Source organism: Candidatus Manganitrophaceae bacterium, from assembly GCA_012960925.1.
In the GTDB taxonomy this organism is placed as follows: domain Bacteria; phylum Nitrospirota; class Nitrospiria; order SBBL01; family JAADHI01; genus DUAG01.
Genome location: DUAG01000062.1, coordinates 1 through 17,790 on the forward strand (window position 1 = coordinate 1; position 17,790 = coordinate 17,790).

10 protein-coding genes, 1 tRNA gene and 1 pseudogene are annotated in these 17,790 nt (G+C 51.3%); 4 read left to right on the forward strand and 8 right to left on the reverse strand.

All coding sequences use genetic code 11. The features are described from left to right. The first annotated feature begins 484 nt into the window (after positions 1-484). Entirely contained in the window at positions 485-715 is a 231-nt protein-coding gene (locus EYQ01_09685) for a hypothetical protein (GenBank protein HIE66055.1), read from the forward strand. Positions 716-3,396: 2,681 nt separating this feature from the next. Here the strand turns inward: EYQ01_09685 and EYQ01_09690 are convergent. Next, positions 3,397-4,047: pseudogene (locus EYQ01_09690) on the reverse strand (IS6 family transposase). A gap of 94 nt (positions 4,048-4,141) precedes the next feature. On the opposite strand from EYQ01_09690, the gene EYQ01_09695 reads away from it, so the two are divergent. Continuing rightward, a complete protein-coding gene (locus EYQ01_09695; GenBank protein ID HIE66056.1) occupies positions 4,142-4,390 on the forward strand; it encodes a hypothetical protein in 249 nt (82 codons plus the stop codon). Between the two features lie 14 nt (positions 4,391-4,404). On the opposite strand, the gene EYQ01_09700 is transcribed toward EYQ01_09695, so the two are convergent. Continuing rightward, positions 4,405-4,494 (reverse strand) — tRNA-Leu (locus tag EYQ01_09700). A gap of 463 nt (positions 4,495-4,957) precedes the next feature. On the opposite strand from EYQ01_09700, the gene nirD reads away from it, so the two are divergent. Beyond that, positions 4,958-7,978 carry a nitrite reductase small subunit NirD gene (nirD, locus tag EYQ01_09705; protein ID HIE66057.1) on the forward strand — a complete coding sequence of 1,007 codons (3,021 nt, stop codon included), beginning with the start codon at positions 4,958-4,960 and terminating at the stop codon, positions 7,976-7,978. A gap of 257 nt (positions 7,979-8,235) precedes the next feature. Here the strand turns inward: nirD and EYQ01_09710 are convergent, their stop codons facing one another. The 6 genes from EYQ01_09710 to EYQ01_09735 form a co-directional block, all read right to left on the reverse strand. Then, positions 8,236-8,553, reverse strand: coding sequence for a P-II family nitrogen regulator (locus EYQ01_09710; GenBank protein HIE66058.1), 318 nt, complete (start codon positions 8,551-8,553; stop codon positions 8,236-8,238). 2 nt (positions 8,554-8,555) lie between these two features. Then, positions 8,556-11,801, reverse strand: coding sequence for a hypothetical protein (locus tag EYQ01_09715; protein HIE66059.1), 3,246 nt, complete (start codon positions 11,799-11,801; stop codon positions 8,556-8,558). Beyond that, positions 11,749-13,335 carry an MFS transporter gene (locus EYQ01_09720; GenBank protein HIE66060.1) on the reverse strand — a complete coding sequence of 529 codons (1,587 nt, stop codon included), beginning with the start codon at positions 13,333-13,335 and terminating at the stop codon, positions 11,749-11,751. Before EYQ01_09720 ends, EYQ01_09715 begins: the two co-directional genes overlap by 53 nt. Before the next feature lie 162 nt (positions 13,336-13,497). Next, on the reverse strand, positions 13,498-13,815 hold the full coding sequence (locus tag EYQ01_09725) for a P-II family nitrogen regulator (GenBank protein ID HIE66061.1): 318 nt from the start codon (positions 13,813-13,815) through the stop codon (positions 13,498-13,500). Beyond that, positions 13,812-14,915 (reverse strand): hypothetical protein, encoded by a 1,104-nt coding sequence (locus EYQ01_09730; GenBank protein HIE66062.1) that lies wholly within the window; start codon positions 14,913-14,915, stop codon positions 13,812-13,814. Before EYQ01_09730 ends, EYQ01_09725 begins: the two co-directional genes overlap by 4 nt. Before the next feature lie 288 nt (positions 14,916-15,203). Beyond that, positions 15,204-15,617 (reverse strand): hypothetical protein, encoded by a 414-nt coding sequence (locus EYQ01_09735; GenBank protein HIE66063.1) that lies wholly within the window; start codon positions 15,615-15,617, stop codon positions 15,204-15,206. A gap of 245 nt (positions 15,618-15,862) precedes the next feature. Here EYQ01_09735 and EYQ01_09740 point away from each other — a divergent pair, with 245 nt between their 5' ends. Beyond that, positions 15,863-17,740 (forward strand): hypothetical protein, encoded by a 1,878-nt coding sequence (locus tag EYQ01_09740; protein HIE66064.1) that lies wholly within the window; start codon positions 15,863-15,865, stop codon positions 17,738-17,740. Positions 17,741-17,790 lie beyond the last annotated feature (50 nt).

Here is a 17,790-nt window from a genome sequence, read left to right on the forward strand (position 1 = left end):
CGAAGGAGTTCCATTTAAAGATGGGATTGAGATCAATAAATCAGATCAGGTCGCCGCTTAATGAAGATCTCATACACCAGATTTGACAATAACTCCATATTGAGTGGCCAGAATCCTAATGGTACAAGCATCCAAGTTATCATTTCAGAAGTTAGAGAGAATACGGTTTTGGTTGACTTTAACCATCGACTCGCAGGAAAGGAATTGACCTTTAATATCAAGGTAATTTCTGTTGAATAAATAAATTCTTGGTTTTGTTCCGAATGCACAACCTAGGGGATGAGGGCCCCTTGCAATACCCTTAAAGATAAAATTGAAGGCAGGATTGCCGCAAGGAGACGGTATGGATGTGGCAGATTCGAACCCGTGACGTTCCATTTCTCTTTTGCTCAGGAAGATGGCGAAGAGTTGATTCCTCACGCCCTGTAGGTCCGCTGTTCGGGGAAAATAGGGCTAAAATCTTGATCCTGGAAGGGATAAAGGGATGGAAGATGACCACAGATGGCTTGGAAATATTTCCCCCACAACTCTGGAAAAAGTAAGCGATGAAATCGAATCCTATATCCAAAAAGGGAAGGTGCAATGCAGCTGTGGCCCTTTAACCATTTCCGTGGAAACAGACCGGCAGGAGATTTATTATACTGCTCGGATCACATGTAAATGCGGCGATACGAACGACTTTGGGATTATTGAAGGCATGATCCCTATAGAGTAAAAATGATGGCAAATAAATACCATTTTTTAGATGACACATTGAACCCTGAGACAAGGAACCATTGTAAAGAACATATCGAGAAATTGATAAAAGGCCAGGCTATAAACTGCTCCTGCGATGACCTCAGAGTAATCGTCAATTTCAAGGATAGTTTTGGGATACGGTTTGGTGCGATGGTTAGATGTGGATGCGGTGACCTCAAGTCTGTGACATTTCATTTCTCTTTGGGTTAGGAAGACGGTAAAGAGATGATTTCTCACGCCCTGTAGGTCCATTGTTCGGGTAAAAATAAAAAGGTTTAATAATGGAAAATAGATATAAGTGGCCCCCTTTCATCTCGCCAGAAGTGAAAGATAGAGTAAAAAAGGAAATAGGCCATATCACCGAGCATAATTTAGTTCGGTGTGATTGCGAGTCGCTTTCGATAAGGATACATACTTATGCGCTTGATACGCGTTTCAAGGCTGAATTGCGATGTAAATGTGGCACTGCTGACCAATGGGGAGTTTTAGAGGGGGAAATACCAGAGACGGAGGTAAATGTTCGTGGACTCGAAGAGCGTCGTCCTGGAGAACAATTAAGGTCAGCGATAGGCCGTAGAAAATTTATGGACCCCAATGTACCCAGCACACGGTGCGGGAAAGAGAGAAGGTCCAGGTAGAACAGGAGACCACCAGGAATTAGAGACCTTAACCTGAAAATACTCAGTGAGGCGATAATCAGCCTTTCGGATATGGAGGAGATTTCGGAGAGGGAAGAGATCTTGGAGGAGATAAAAAGGCTAAAGAGTGGAAGATGACTACAGGTGGTTCAGCAACGTTTCCCTCGAAGCCCGGGTAAAAATAAAAGAATCAATTGACTCCTATATCCAAAAAATGATGGGATGATGCAGCTGCCGCGAGTCTGACAAATTTAGGGAGATACAGGGGACGGTCCCTATCGAGTAATTTATGACAAATAACTACCACTTTTTAGATGGTACCTTGGGAGACGAAGCAATGGACCTCTGTAAGGAAATCATAGAACAGAAGATAAGAAATCGTGGCTTAAGGTGTTTCTGCGGTGACCTCAGAGTAGCGATCATCTTATCGGACCCGGGCGAAGTAAAATTCGATGCGACAGTAACGTGTTCCCGCAAGAATCTGCGTGATGTCACTTTCCCGTTCTCGTTAGCTTAGGAGGGTTTTGTGGATATGGGCAAGCAATTATTGACATGTCATTGTAATGACTGCTCCTGTTGGACTGTATTTGAAGTCGAGCAGGCTCAAGGAGGCCTTGCCATGCTCTGCACACATTGCAAGGCAAAGAGACTAAAAAGTGGGACGAAGAAAGAGATCCTTAATTTTATTTCCATGACGAATCGGATCATGAAAGAGTTTTCAATCTTGAACCCGAAAGTGGCTGAGTTGCAGAATCCGGGGGATTTCGTTGAACCTTCATCATGACGTTAAGCGACCTACAACGGGGTCAAGGACAATTCCGTATTTGGCGATAAGCTGAGACGAGCCATTCTTTTAGAGGAAATCAATGCACATAGATTACCTGTTCTTAGATGTATCGATTCAAACGAAGACAAAGAGGCTCTGTCAAAATAAGATCGAACAACACGTCAAAGACAACGATGTGAATTGTCGTTGTCAGCACAGTCTAGTAACCGTAAATGGGACAGATCTCCTCGACAATAAATTTTCTGCAGTGATAAAATGTGCTTGTGGGAGGCTTAGAGTCGAACCGTACCTCTTCTCCATTGGAACAGATTAGAGAGAAAATATGTCAATATAGCCCATTATTTGAACGCAAAGTTGACGGCGCCTGTCCCGGTCAGGCCTCATGGCGGGGAACTAATCTTGAAGAAATCGGAGACTCTTTGCCCTGTTCTTTTTTAATCCCGAATGAAATCTTAGGGAAGTAGTAGAGAGGTAATGGAGATACGATATGTCAGATAAAAAAGGAATGACCAATCAAGGACTGAGGTGCGAATGTGGTGGTCCCCTTGGGATCAAAGTGTATTATAAAGATATGCCAACGAAGCACACCGTGGCTTCCCCCTGTAACGAATTCAAGCCGAAGGCTTAGGTGTGTCGGATCAAATGAAAAAATATGCCGGGATATGGAATACAATTATAAGAAGCTCACCGATGTCTCACCCGATGTCCAAGCAAGAATAAAATAAAACAAGAAGTCGAATTACTTAAATCGATTTTCAGTGAGATATTTACATGATACTCGCCACATATAACTTTGCTTTTTAGTAAATGTGCTCATTTTGGGCTCAACTCAATCACCCTCAGGCCTATTCCAGCCTACTCCAGCCAATTAAGGCTTTTTTCGTAACTCTTTGCTGGAGTTGGTTTTTGTTGGTTAGGGTAGGTTGGATTAGGGAGCGTTTACTGCTTTCCTAAATCGTGTGTCGGGTGTTCGAATCACCCCGGGGGCACCAAAAATCAATAGGTTAGAGAACCATAAGTGAGAGAATCGCCGCGATTGTGCTCATTCGGGCAAACTGAGGTGAATCTCTTCTTGAATCCTCGCTGAATTCCTTATTCCCTTCTGTAGTAAAATCGCCGTATTTGAAAGATCCGTTTCGTCCACGATATCATACCGGTCAAAAACAGAGCGAGTTTTATGGGTTCTGTCGCAAATATTGTCGAGAGATATAAAAGTTCTTGAAACGGTATTGCCTATGCGGCCAAGGAATAAAATTGTTGGGCGAAGGTCTGGTGTTGTCCGGCTCGTTGTTTCATCTGTCCCTTGTAAATCATATGAATTACTTCAATACCGCTCAGAGTGATCTTGGCACTTCGGAATGATTTGAATCCAAGCATGGGTCGTATTTTCTTTTTGATGAAGCGGTGGTCTTGCTCGACAATATTATTCAGGTATTTGCACTGTCAGATCTTTATCCGTTTCCGGTTTTCATGATTATATATTCTGATGCCTGCTTTATTGGCCCCGCTCTTGTCGATGTTAATCTGAAGGGTTTCTTCTGGAACTTTAACGCCTTGTTTAGGAACCTCAGCACTGCCTTCCGATCCCGCTTTGCAGGGAGGGTAAAGTCAATCGTCCGGCCCTGTTTATCGACCGCACGGTATAAATACTTCCATTCACCTTTGACGGAGACATAGGTCTCATCCATTCTCCAACTCTGGCCAATGGGTCTCTTCTTCTTTCTAAATTCTTTTTCAATGAAAGGAGTGGAGTGATCCACATCGACTCCACGTTCTTCCATCATTTCTTCGATGTGACGGTAGCTCAGAGGATAAGACAGGTACCATCGGTTGCCATAACAAGATGATGTCTTTCTCAAAATGGCATCCTTTAAAACTCAGCATGAGGGCTCCAAGAGTATTGTTTGTTTGATGCCACGAATGCTACTATGAAACCGCTGGTGATAACAATCTGAACTTTGCGACAGAACTCAAAGGGATGCTATTTCACGATCTGAGAAGAAGTGCGGTTAGAAACATGATCCGGGCTGGCGTCCCCCAAAGTGTGGCCAAAAGGATTTCCGGTCACAAAACGGATGAGGTCTTTCATTGTTACGATATCGTATCTGCGGAGGATTTAAAGGAGGCTTCGAGGAAGGTTGAAGCCCATAATCGGGAGAGAACAGTTACAGCTACGGTTACAGTGCTTCCATTCCAGGGGAAAGGAGCGGTTGCCAGTAAGTCATAAGATCTTGATTTAGTTGGTGCCGGAGGCCGGAATCGAACCGGCACGCTCCTTACGGGGCGAGGGATTTTAAGTCCCTTGCGTCTACCTGATTCCGCCACTCCGGCGCTGATTTTTAGCCATAAATCCCCTCCCCTTTTATCATCTTTTACAAACTTTCGTCAAGGGAAGTGCGCTTTTTGAGATTGCCGTTTTCAGGGGTATTTATGACAAAATTGTTGCCTGTCCGATAAAATTATCGGGTCCATGCGAGGTAGATCCGATAAACACAGGCATATTCAAGGCTATTCTTTTGGCATGTAGTTTGCTAATATCTCTAAGAGTGTAAAAGCGGGTGTAGATCCACGCGAGTCGAGGTGGTCTATACCGCTGGCAAGGGCGCCGTTATACCCATGGAGAGGACTGGTTCAAGGTCTTCTCGCCGGGACGGCGCTTTTTTTGTTGTAACGATTCAGCACCCCTCTCTTTTCCTCCATGGCGGTGTTGCTGTGGTACTCGAATCCTCGCGAAGCCAATCGAGGCATGCTGAGTCGTTACTTTTTGTTTTTATAAATGGAAATCGGGAGAACAATGAGGACAGGGTTAAAGGACAGGGACACGCGAAAGAATATCGTCGTGATCGGAAACGGGATGGTTGGGCAGCGGTTTTGTGAGAAACTGGTGGCCTTCGATACCGGAAAAAAATGCAGGATCACGACCTTTTGCGAGGAACCCCGTGCCGCATATGATCGCGTCGGCCTGACCTCGTTTTTTGCGCATCGCGATGCAGAAAAACTCATGTTGGCAAAGAGGGCATGGTATGACGAGCACGGCGTGGAATTGCATGTCGGTGATCGCGCTAATAAAATTGATCGGAAGTCGTGTATTGTCCATTCCGACAAAGGGGTCAAGATTGCCTATGATGTATTGGCCCTTACCACGGGTTCTTACCCCTTTGTGCCCAAGGTGTCAGGGATTAATAAAAATGGCGTCTTTGTCTATCGCACCATTGAAGACCTGGAGCGCATCATCGCTTACGGAGCGAAGATCAAGCGGGCCGCGATCCTCGGAGGAGGTCTGCTCGGTCTGGAGGCGGCCAAGGCCGCCCATGACTTGGGTCTCGAAACGCATGTGGTTGAATGCGCGCCCCGGCTCATGCCGAGAAATATTGATGATGCCGGGTCTCGGATATTGGTTCTAAAAATCGAAGAACTCGGGGTTTCTATTCATCTCAACAAGATGCTGGAAGAAGTTATCGGCAACGGCGTTGTCGAAGCGATGCGCTTTACAGATGGCGAGATGCTTGATGTCGACATGATTATTGTTTCTGCCGGGATTTGCCCACGGGATGAGCTTGCCCAGGATTGCGGTCTTGAGGTGGGTACGCCCGGCGGCATCGTAGTGAACGATCACCTTCAAACCTCTGACCCTTCCATTTATGCCATGGGCGAGGTTGTCCGGCACCGCGAAGTGACTTACGGCCTGGTTGCGCCGGGCTACGAGATGGCAGACGTGGTGGCGGCCAATCTTACCGGAGACGATGTGACATTCACCGGATCCGATCTTTCCGCCAAGTTAAAGCTCTTGGGTGTGGATGTTGCCAGCTTCGGAAGTTATGAAGCCGGGCCAGAGGAGGCCAAACCGCTTACCTGGGAAGACCCCTTCGGAGGGATCTATAAGAAACTTCTCTTCAGTCATGACGGCACCCGTCTGATCGGCGGGATGCTGATCGGGGATGCCGGTGATTATGGTCTTCTCTCCATGATGGTCAAAAGTAACGACCCCCTCCCCTGTAAACCCCATGAACTGATTCTGGGCAAGTCAGGCGGCGCGTCAGTGCTGGGTGGGGTCGAGGCCATGCCCGACTCGGCCCAGATCTGTTCTTGCAACAACGTGACCAAGGGAAACATTTGTACGGCAATTCGTGAGGGTGAGCTTACGACAATGGCACAGGTCAAGGAAGCGACGACAGCAGGAACAGGATGTGGTGGCTGTGTGCCGTTGGTGACCGACCTTTTTCGCGCAGAGATGCGCGCGGCGGGGGTGACGGTGAAGAACCACCTGTGTGAGCACTTTGCTTATTCACGCACCGAAATCTTTGCCCTGATCAAGGCAAAGAAGCTTAAGACCTTCTATGAGATTATTGCGGCCACCGGAACGGGTGACGGTTGCGAAATCTGTAAACCGGCCATCACGTCCATTCTGGCAGGAATGTGGAATGAAAATATCATGGAACCCGATCATCAGACACTCCAGGACAGCAATGATCGCTTTCTTGCCAATACACAGCGCGGCGGGCTGTACTCTGTCATTCCGCGTATCGCGGCTGGAGAGATTACCCCAGACAAACTGGTGGCCCTGGGTGAAACAGCCAAGGCTTATGGGCTCTACACCAAGATTACCGGCGGACAGCGAATAGATTTGTTCGGCGCCCAGGTACAGGACCTGCCGGATATCTGGGAAAAGCTGGTTGCGGCCGGCTTTGAAAGCGGCCATGCCTATGGCAAGGCCCTTCGGACGATCAAGAGCTGTGTCGGCACTACCTGGTGCCGTTACGGGGTGCAGGATTCCGTCGGCTTCGCAGTTCGACTGGAAAATCGCTACAAGGGAATTCGCGCGCCACATAAACTCAAGAGTGCCGTCTCAGGCTGTGTCCGTGAGTGCGCGGAGGCCCAGGGGAAAGACTTTGGATTGGTGGCGACGGAACATGGCTACAATCTCTATCTTTGCGGCAACGGCGGGGCCAAACCACGCCATGCAGATCTTTTTGCGACCGACATCGACGAAGAGACCACCGTGACTTATATTGATCGTTTTCTGATCTACTACATAATGACGGCGGATAAACTGACCCGGACCTCGGTCTGGATCGAGAAGTTGGAAGGCGGTATTGAACACCTGAAAGAGGTGATCATTGAAGACAAACTCGGCATCTGTGCCGAACTTGACGAGCGGATGCAATACTTGGTCGATACCTACAAATGTGAATGGACGGAGGTGGTGAACGATCCTGAAAGGCGGAAGGCCTTCCGTCAGTTTGTAAATACCGACGAGACGGAATCCAGTCTCGAAATTATCTCGGAGCGCGGCCAGCAACGGCCTGCAGATTGGCCAAGTGAATCGGTCTCGCTTGAACAGTTCAAGTTACTCCAGCAAAGGCTTCCCGAAGCCGACTTGGTACAGGAAAATCAATCTGCGTGGGTGAAGGTTGGAATCGTCTCTGACTTCCCAACGAACGGCGGAGCGACGATCAAGGTCGGAAAGGTCCAGATTGCCGTCTTCAATTTTGAAAGCCGGGGGAAATGGTATGCTTGCCAGCAGATGTGTCCGCATAAGAAGGCCTTTGTCTTGTCACGCGGCATCATTGGAGACGTCCAGGGGACACCCAAGGTGGCCTGTCCACTACACAAGAAAAACTTCTCGCTGGCTTCTGGAGAATCCCTGAACGGCGAAGCGTATGCAATTCGGGTGTTTCAGGTCAAGGTAGAGGGGGAGGAGGTCTTTCTGGATCTCCCGCCGATAGAGGTCTTGGATCAGATCCTGGCGACGGAAATAGGCTGCCGTCTTGCAACATCGTGTGATACCAGTCCGGACTTGTTACAGGTTTTGTAGGGTAAGAAACCGCCGATTCGCCTGAAATACTATGTTATCGGCCTAAGGGTTCCTCACCGTACAAGAGTACGCCTCGGTCGCCCTTATGGCCTCTGGCCTTGTCTTTCAGGCGACTTGACGGTTTCCCAAAAAATGACAGTCTCGTAAAAAATCGCACTCCGGTGGAAACCGGAGTCTAGAGGGGATGTACCAACTTGAGAAAAATTGGATTTCGGCCTTCGCCGGAATGACGGGAAATGGTTCTTTTCAGATCCGATTTAAGTAGTTTCTGTTTGTTTCCGAACCGACCGCGCCTCGGTAAGCGCGGAGACAAAGATTTTACCGTCCCCCGGGTTTCCGGTACGGGCGGCGATTTTGATGGTGTCTACGACGCGGTCGACCTCGTTTTCGTTGACGACAATCATCAACCAGACCTTTGAAAGCTCTTCGTATCGAACCGGCCCAACCTGTATCCCCCGTTGTCTCCCCCGCCCAGAGACTGAAAGGCGTGTGTAGGAGAAAAACCCTGCCTTCTCAAGGGCTGAGATAACCTCCCGTTCTTTTTCGGGCCGGATAATGGCCTGAATCATTTTCATCATCATGAAATCTCCATCAATTCAGGGGTCATGGCCACGACCTCAGAGGCCTCCGGAACGAAGGGCTTAATTTTCTCCTCCAGAATCTCCATCACCTTGTCGGTCCCGAGTCGTGAAATCACCTCCTGAAATGATTCATCGGCGTGGCGGTGTGCCAAGGCGATATCTAGAAGGGCATCTACAGTGGGAACAACCATCTCTTCTGTGATTGCTTTCCGGACCATCTTTCCCAGGCGGAAATTCCCCGTCAGACTTCCCCCTAGGAAAAGTTGGTAGGAGAAGCGCCGCGAGGCCCCGACAGGAGACATGGACCCTGCCAGGCCAATGTCGCCTACCTGATGTTTCGCGCAACTGTTGGGACATCCGGAGATATGAATCGAGAGGGCATTGAACAGGGCCCGCTTTTCAGGGTCGGCTGGATTATGATGATTGAGCAGCTCCCGAGCCGCCCCCTGGGAATGGGTAACGGCAAGCGTGCAGAATTCAATCCCGACGCAGGCGATCAAGTTAGGTCCGTTCGCCTTTCCTTTTAAGGAGAGCCCAAGCTGCTCAAGTATCTTGGCCACCCGGCGGATCTTTCGGGCTGGAATCCATTGAAGTTCGACATCCTGGTCTTTCGTAAAGTGTAAGCGGCCGTTACCATGCTGTTTAGCGATCTCGCCGAGGGCTGCAAAGGTCTCAGCGCGGATGTCACCCAGAGGGACAGCCACCGCGAGACGGACATATCCGCGCTGCCGCTGTGGGATGGCACCTGAGGGGAGCTTTGAGGCTTGGGCAGGAATAAGACCCGCTGCCAGCCGTCCCCCGCTCCAGGGCCTTCTATCGACATCGGCCATCGTCGGAAGGCAAACCTCCCGGTTTTCAGGGAGACCCTGTTTTTCCTGAAAGATCTTGTCGAAAGTTTTGATGAATTTTTCCTGTCCCCATTCTTTGATCAGAAATTTCAGGCGCGACTTGGCTTTACTTCTGTTACCAAACTTCACATGAATTTCGAAGACGGCCTGGCAGGCCGGAAGCGCGTCCGCAAGGGGAATAAATTCGCGAAGCCGGAATCCGAGGAGGGGGCGTGAACCAAGGCTCCCGCCGACCCAGAACTCAAAGCCGATCTTAGGGCTTCCACCTTCCGTCTCGCGTTTAACGGCGACAAAGGCGATGTCATTGATCATCGCGTCTGCGGCGCAGACCCCGCAAGCGGAGAAGTTGATATTTAACCGGTTCGGCATTGTCGGATTGATTAAATCGGAGCGTTTGATGAAATAGTCGCTGATCTGCCGGGCCCAGGGCTGAACGTCGATCAGGCCGTCCTGAGCAATCGACCCAAGGGTACAGGCCGTGACATTCCGCATCGTGTGGCCACAGGCCGAGCGGCTGGTCAGACCCATGGATTTGAGCTTTGCAAAGATCGTCTCCGCCTCTTCGACCCGGACCCAGTGAAGTTCCAGGGCCTGCCGGACGCTCAGATGGATTCGGCCACGCCCATGGACTTCTGCCAGGGAGGCCAGCTGCGTGACTTGCTCTGAAGTTACAATCCCCCCCGGAATTCGGATTCGCATCATTGAGTACCCTTCATGCTTCTGGGTACAGATGCCATAGGTCTTGAGGCGGTAACCGTCTTCAGGTGAAAGGGCACGCGTCCCCTCCTCTCTGATACGGGAAAAGTCGAGCCCCAAACCTCCCTGTTTTATTTTCTCCAGATCGAGTGTTTTAAGGGAGCCCGACCTTGATTTCCTAACAAGAGAGGGGGGCGCAGTTGCAGATCCCTTCTGCTGAGAGGGCTTGTTCACCAGATCTAGTAAATCGTTCACCAGTTGGGCGCAACTGCCGCAGCCCGTGGTCGCATCGGTGCAGCCTGCGACCTCATCCCGTGTCTTCAAGCCCTTTTCGCGGATGGCGGAACAGATGGCTCCCTTCGAGACGCTGTAACAAGTGCAGACCAGGTCGGACTCGGCCAGGGAGGCAACACCGGACAGGGAATCGGGTGCCCCCTCCATCGCGATGTTTCCGAGGAGGGTGTTCTTGATGGCCGAGATGTCTTCCCCCTTCTGGAGGAGATTAAAAAGGCGAGGGCCGTCTGTATTGTCGCCGAGTAGGATGAATCCGGTTAGACGATTCTGACGGATGACGCACTTTTTATAAATTGATTTTTCCGAGTCGACAAAAGAGACTTCCTCAGCCCCGCCTCCGCCGGTAAAGTCACCGGCCGAGGTGAGATTGATGCCGGCCACTTTCAAGGTGGTTGCACATACGGTTCCTTCATAGCGTTTCGTATTCTTACCGGCAATGGCGTCCGCCACAACTTCTGCTTGCTCCTTCAAGGGGGTCACTAGACCGTACACCTTTCCTCGGTGCTCTATGGCATCTCCCACGGCAAAGATGCCTGCGCGGCTGGTCTCCATCCGGTCATCGACGACGATCCCCTCATTGACCTTCAGACCCGCCTCTTTTGCAAGGGAGAGGTTTGGTCGTGTTCCGGTGCAGATCAGGACCATCCCGGCAGGGAGAGTCTCTCCGCTCTTTAGGCGAACGCCGGAGACCTGATTGTCTCCAGGCTTGTCTCCCATAATTTTGTCGGCGGTCATATTCAGAATGGAAGGAATTCCCATCCGCTCCAGATCCCTTCTCAGGATAGACGCGCCGATGGTGTCGAGCTGCTGTTCCATCAAACGGTCGCCCAGGTGGACGACGGTCACGGACACCCCGTAATTAATCAGTCCCCGCGCGGCCTCCAGGCCGAGAAGTCCGCCGCCAATGACCACTGCCTCGCGATTTGAACGTGCCGCCGCAATGATCTTTTCCGTATCCTTCATCGTCCAGAAGACGAAGACTCCCTCTTTATCCGATCCGGCAATCGGCGGGACCGTGGGGCTTCCCCCTGTCGCCAGGAGGAGGCTGTCATAATCTGTGACCGTCCCTTCGGAATCGCTAACCTGCTTTGCCTTTGGATTAATCGAAACGACCTTGACCCCCTGCCTGAGATCAATTTCATTCTTAGCGTACCAAGACTCCGAATGGAGAATAATCTTCTCCCCCGTCGTTTTTCCGGCGAGAACATCCGAGAGGAAAATCCGATTATAATGCGTCTGGGCTTCGTCGCCAAAGATGGTAATCGAGAGATCAGACTTCGTTTTCAGGATCGCTTCAACCGTGGCCATCCCTGCCATCCCGTTTCCGATCACCACTAGCCGGGTCGGGTTCTTATTCATTCGAACCGACCTCCATTTTAACCTGCTCCTTTTTGACGGGGTCATTCCTGTCCGCGGTTTCTTCCTGATTCAATTTATCTAATGCCGGGAGGAGGTCATGGAGGAGGGCCTCTCCCTCAATCTCACGATCGACCGAAGAGAGATGGTATTCCCTTCCGAAGGCCCCCTCCGGTTCTTTCAGGTAGCGCCAGCAGAAGAGGAAGCTGATGAAGGCGCCGGAAGCAACCACAAAGAAGAAGGTCCGGGTGTCTACAAAAGAATAGACCGTCAGGTAGATCACCGCGCCGACGTTCCCGTAAGCCCCGACCATCCCCGAGATTTGGCCCGTGAGGCGGCGCTTGATCAATGGGATAATGGCAAAAGTGGCCCCGCCTGCCCCCTGGACAAAGCAGGAACAGAGGACCGTGATGATGATGGCAAGCGGGATGGGCCAGGCCGGAGAGATCAGTCCCATCAGAAAAAATCCGACGGCGGTTCCAAGCATATAAAGGACCATCACCCCTTTCCGACTCTTCATTCGGTCAGAGATCACCCCTCCCAGCGGTCGGGCGAAGAGATTGACAAAGGCAAAAGAGGAGGCAATCAGACCGGCCGCTGCGGGTGAGAGGGTAAAGGTGCTTTCAAAAAAGGCCGGGAGCATGGAGACCACCGCCAGCCCGGCCCCAAAATTGGCGACATAGGTGGTGTTGAGGGCGCCGACGCTGTTGAAGTCGTAGAGGTCATCCTTCGGGACCCCCTGCCGCAGAATCGGAAGATTGATCTTCAAGACCTGAAGTGCCTGATAAATAACGCCGGCGGCGACCACGCCATAGGCCGTTATCGTCCCGATTCTTCCGAGAAAACCGGTTCGTTGGATCTTCCAGACGAGGACGGCCAGCACCCCCGTCATCGGGATGGTCCAGAGGATCAGTTTGATCATGTCGGACCAGCTGCTGACCTCCATTGCAGCGACCTTCCTGGGCTTTCTAAAGACGGTCCCGATTGGCCCATCGGTAATGGCAAACCAGTAGTAGATCCCATAGAGGAGCAGGAAAATGCAGTTGGACGCCACAGCATAACGCCATCCCGCTTCTCCTCCAAAGAAGATGAAGGCAATGGAGGGAAGGGTCATCGCCGCCGCTGCGGACCCGAAGTTTCCCCATCCGGCATAGAATCCTCCGGCAAAACCGATGTCCTTGGGTTTGAACCAAAGGGTGGTCATATGAATCCCGACGACAAAACCGGCCCCGATACAGCCGAGGATGAGACGGGAAATCAGCAACTGTGCAAAACTTTCTCCAAAAGCAAAAACAAAGCCGGGAAGGGTCATGACGATCATCATGATGGAAAAGACCCGCCGGGGACCCCATTTGTCCATCGCCATCCCGATGAAGACGCGGGCCGGGATCGTCAAGGCAACATTGCAGATCGCGAGAAGCTTGATCTGCTCCACCGTCAGCCACCCCACCGATTTGACAATCGTCGTCGCCAGCGGCGCCATGTTAAACCAGGTATAAAAGCAAAGAAAAAATGCAATCCAGGTCAAATGGAGCGCCCGAATCTCGGGGCTTCTAAATTTAAAAAGTTCTTTGGTTTTCATTTTAAAGTACTCGTAGTCGGATATGTATAATGGTTCAGCTTACCTGGATTTTGCTTCAGGGCAAGGCGCGAGAAGCGCAGACCCGGAGCGTATGTTCCATACGTGAGGATTCGAGCCCCACAGCAACGCCGCCATGGAGTAAAAGCCAGATGAGATGGACCGTTATACATCTTTTATGCCGGTCCGTATGTTGTACGCCTCCGAGACCTCCTGGACAAAGATCTTTCCATCCCCCGGATGATCGGTGTCCGCCCCGCTTTCGATGGCCTCAAGCGCTTTTTCATACTCTTCTTCCTCAACAAACAGGATGAGCATTAACTTTGCCAGGGTACTATAACTGACGCGGCCCACCTGGATTCCCCGCTGTTGCCCACGGCCCAGAACCGGGATCTTGGTCACCGCATAGAGTCCTTTGTCCTCCAGGTTCTTCAGGACTTTTTCCTCCTGTTCGGTGCGGATAATGGCCCGGATCATCTTCAAATGGCTTCTCCTCCCCGTTCATCGGTACTGATCCGAACGGCATCCTCGATATCGCAGACGAAGATCCGCCCATCGCCGACCGATCCCTTTCCGGTCCGGTTTGCTTTCATGATCACAGCAATGGCGGCAGAGAGGCGCGTTTCGGGGATGACAATTGAAAAGAATTGCTTTGGCAGAAATTTAATCGCGACCCCTTCTTTTTTATCTGATTGAAACTTTAGGCCCCGTTGATGGCTCCGTCCCAGGGCGGGATAGGTTGTATAAGAGGTAATCCCGGCAGCCTCCAGGGCCTGACGGGTAATCTCATGTCTGTTCGGACGGAGAATCGCGATGACCTCTTTCAGCACGGCTTTGACGGTTTCCGTCCCTCCTTTTACCTCGGAATCAAGTTCTCCTTTTACGGGCTGAAGCAGGACCTGAGGTGCGATATCAGAGACCTGCTCGGGTTTTACCTTCGTTGGAAAGAGCGGAGGGTCGCCCGCCTTTCCCTCGGGAGGGATGATTTGATGTTTTTCACGCCACTTTTCGTTCAGTTGTCCGCTGGGGCTTTGTCCAAGAAGCCGCTTGGACCCGATCGGATCGTGGCGGAAGGCCCGGATCGCGCCGACCCACTTCACGCTTTTATATCCCTGAAGGAAAGGAACGATCAGACGAAGCGGCCCCCCATGTGCCTCGGGGAGGGGCGCGCCATTTAATTGTGTGGCAAGCAGTACGTGCGGGTCTCGCGCCTCGTCCCGGGAGAGTCCTTCGAAGAAAACCCGATCCCGGGAGTAAAAGGCAAAATATCCCTCCGGATGTGTGTCGATCCTCAAAAAATCAAGAAGGTCGACAAGACGGATTCCTTCCCATTCGACCTCCTCAGACCAATTGAAAATCTGGCAGATCAGGGGGACCTTCAGCTTGACCCGGGGGAGATCATTCAGGATCGCCCAGGAGATCAGCCGGGGCTGGTCCTCAAGTCCACAGACATCGAGGCGAAGCACCTCCAGTTTCAGTGGAGATGGCGGCGGATAGAGAGAAAGGACCGGCATCGGCGCGGCGTCGAAATCGGCCCAGAAAAACTTATCGACAAACTTTGGAGGGGTGATTCCTTCCCGCATATTAAAGTGACCTCAGGTAAAAATTGTAAAAAAAGGCGCCTGGATCTATCATCATGAGTCTCCAGGCGCCTTCGCCAAAAAATTAAAGTACATCATCGTACCTTCTGTATCGGTTTTATTAAGCAATAGTCGTACCACGCCATTCTAACACAATTTTGTGATGTAAGGTCCTTATATTTCAATGGCTTGATTAGGGTGATTGGATATTGAGTCAGGAGGGTGTTTCACAAAACGTGAAACATTTTTGTCAGGTTTCTGACGCGAATAGAAGACCGGGTTGGTGCGTCTTCACTTCAAAGCCAGAAGTCTCTGGCGGAGTTTCTTCGCACGAAAAGAGGCCTTTTCTGCTGAGGCCAGGGCGGATCGTCGCTTGTGTTTTTCACCGAAGCGGACTGCCGCTTCCGTTTTTTCTGTCATCTCTCTAAGCAAGTCTATAATGTTTTCTTTGTTTTTTATCTCTGGGGAGGTGTGGGACTTGATTCCCTCAAGCAATACTGCCGCCCGTTCGAGGATCTTTCTCCCATAAGAGACAATCTCATCCGTATGACCATCGCTTCCATGTTCCACCATGTCCTGAGCAATGCGATAGATCTCATTGACCTGTTTCTGAATAGATTTAAGCGAACCGTCGGCGGCAAGGATCACGGGAGTCCAGAGAAGAAAGACGATCAGCAGAATGAGGGGGGGTAAGCGCTTTTGCATTTTGGTCCCAGATGTTGTAAAAAGATAGCATATAGAAAAAAGAAAGATCAAGTATCACTGTAACGATTCAGCACACCCCTCTTTCCCTCCATGGCGGCGTTGCCGTGGTGCTCGATCCTCACTATAAACCATACGCTCCGGATTCTGCGCTCCTCGCGCCTTACCCCGAACGGATGGGTCTCGCGAAGCCAAATAGTGGCATGCTGAATAGTTACGTGTAACTTCGTGTTCTTTTTGAGGGGAAAATGACCTGTTTTAGAAAATATTCCATTGTTTTCATCGTGACGCTTCTCTCATGTATTGGACCCGTCGGTCGTGCCACTCCCGCCGGTGACGTGGACGGGCTGGGAGAATGGCGCATTGAACAAGGGGAAGTCAGTTCAAGTGCCCTTTGGGGAGTTTACTTTATCTCCGCCAATGAAGGCTGGGCCGTTGGCGCCCTCGGCAGTATTCTCCACACAACGGATGGAGGGGTGCACTGGCGGGCGCAATTCAGAAAAAGAGGAGAACGCTTCTTCTCTATCCATTTCCCCGACCGGAAAAATGGCTGGGCGGCAAGTTGGACGGGAAACCTCTATCACACAAAAGATGGTGGAAGAAGCTGGGTGAAACAGAAAGGTCCGAAGGTGGCCTGGCTGTGGTATATCCGCTTCGTTGATGACAAGACGGGCTGGGCCGTCGGTGCCCAGGGGGCGGTATTTCATACCTCTGATGGCGGGGAGCACTGGGTGCTTCGGGATGTCGGGTACAATGCCGGCCCCCTACTAGAGGTCTTTTTTCTTAATAAAAAACTGGGTTGGATCACCGGATGGGATGGGGTCGTTCTCCACACCAGAGATGGGGGGAACAAGTGGGTTCGACAGGATACCGGGACGAAGATCCCTCTCGAAGGCATCTTTTTTGTGAATGAGAATGATGGCTGGGCGGTTGGACGAAGAGGGGTGATAGTCCATACGAACGACGGGGGAAAGACTTGGAGTCCTCAGGAGAGTCATTTTCAAAAATCGCTGCTGCTCTCTGTACAATTTTCTTCTCCTAAGATCGGGTGGATTGCCGGGGGTTCGGGGGTCTTCCTTAGGACAGAAAATGGGGGGGAGACCTGGGTGGCGATTGAGGTGCCGACCGACAAGACGATGGAAGGGATGTCCTTTGGTGACGCAAAGCATGGCTGGGCCGTCGGTTGGGGAGGGTTTATTATTCACACGGCAGACAGCGGCCTGACCTGGGACACCCAGAACTATGGTTTTGCGGAACGCCTTTTCAAGATCCATTTTTTTGATAAGCGCCACGGCTGGATCGTTGGAGAAGCGGGGGCGATTAAATATTCAGACGACGGCGGCGACACCTGGACCTTTCAGGAGAGCGGAACTGAATCCTGGCTTTTCGGGGTTCAGTTCACCTCCCTCAAAGAAGGTTGGGCCGTCGGCGCACAAGGGGCGATCCTCCGTACCGTGGATGGCGGAAAACATTGGAAGACGCAGAAGAAATTGACAGAGGGCAGCCTGGAAAACGTCTACTTCTTAACATCGAAAATTGGCTGGGTCATTGGAGGAACCGGAATTATCTTCAAGACCGTCGACGGGGGAAAGAACTGGCGTTTGCAATTCAGTCACACGACTCAATCCCTTACCGATATCATCTTTATGGATGAGAAGAGAGGCTGGCTGACGGGGGCCGGCGGGACACTTCTTCAGACCAAGGATGGCGGGAACACATGGGACCCTTTCCCCTTCCCTGTCAGGGCGCTTTTTGCCAGAGTTATTTCCCAGGGACCTGATAAGGGCTGGATTGTCGGGGGGGACGGAATTATCCTGACGACCGAAAATGGAGGGAAGACCTGGGTCCCAAGGGAGAGTGGACTGACAGAGGGGCTTTGGGATATTGCGATGATTGGAGATGAGGGTTGGGCCGTGGGTGATCTTGGGTCGATGGTGTATACCCGGGACGGAGGGAAAAGCTGGGTAATTGTAGAGAGTGGTGTGAACCAGCAGATCAACAGCCTCCACTTTTCCAATCCTGATAAGGGAATGGCCATCGGAAAGGGAGGCCTCGTGCTCCGATATGAGCGTAAAAGCGCAAAGGCGCGGTCCACGGGAACCCGAAAGACCTCGTCCAGGAAATAGGCCTGAACACGCTTAGCGAGCACAATCCTCGCCGCTCTGAGGCGGGGATC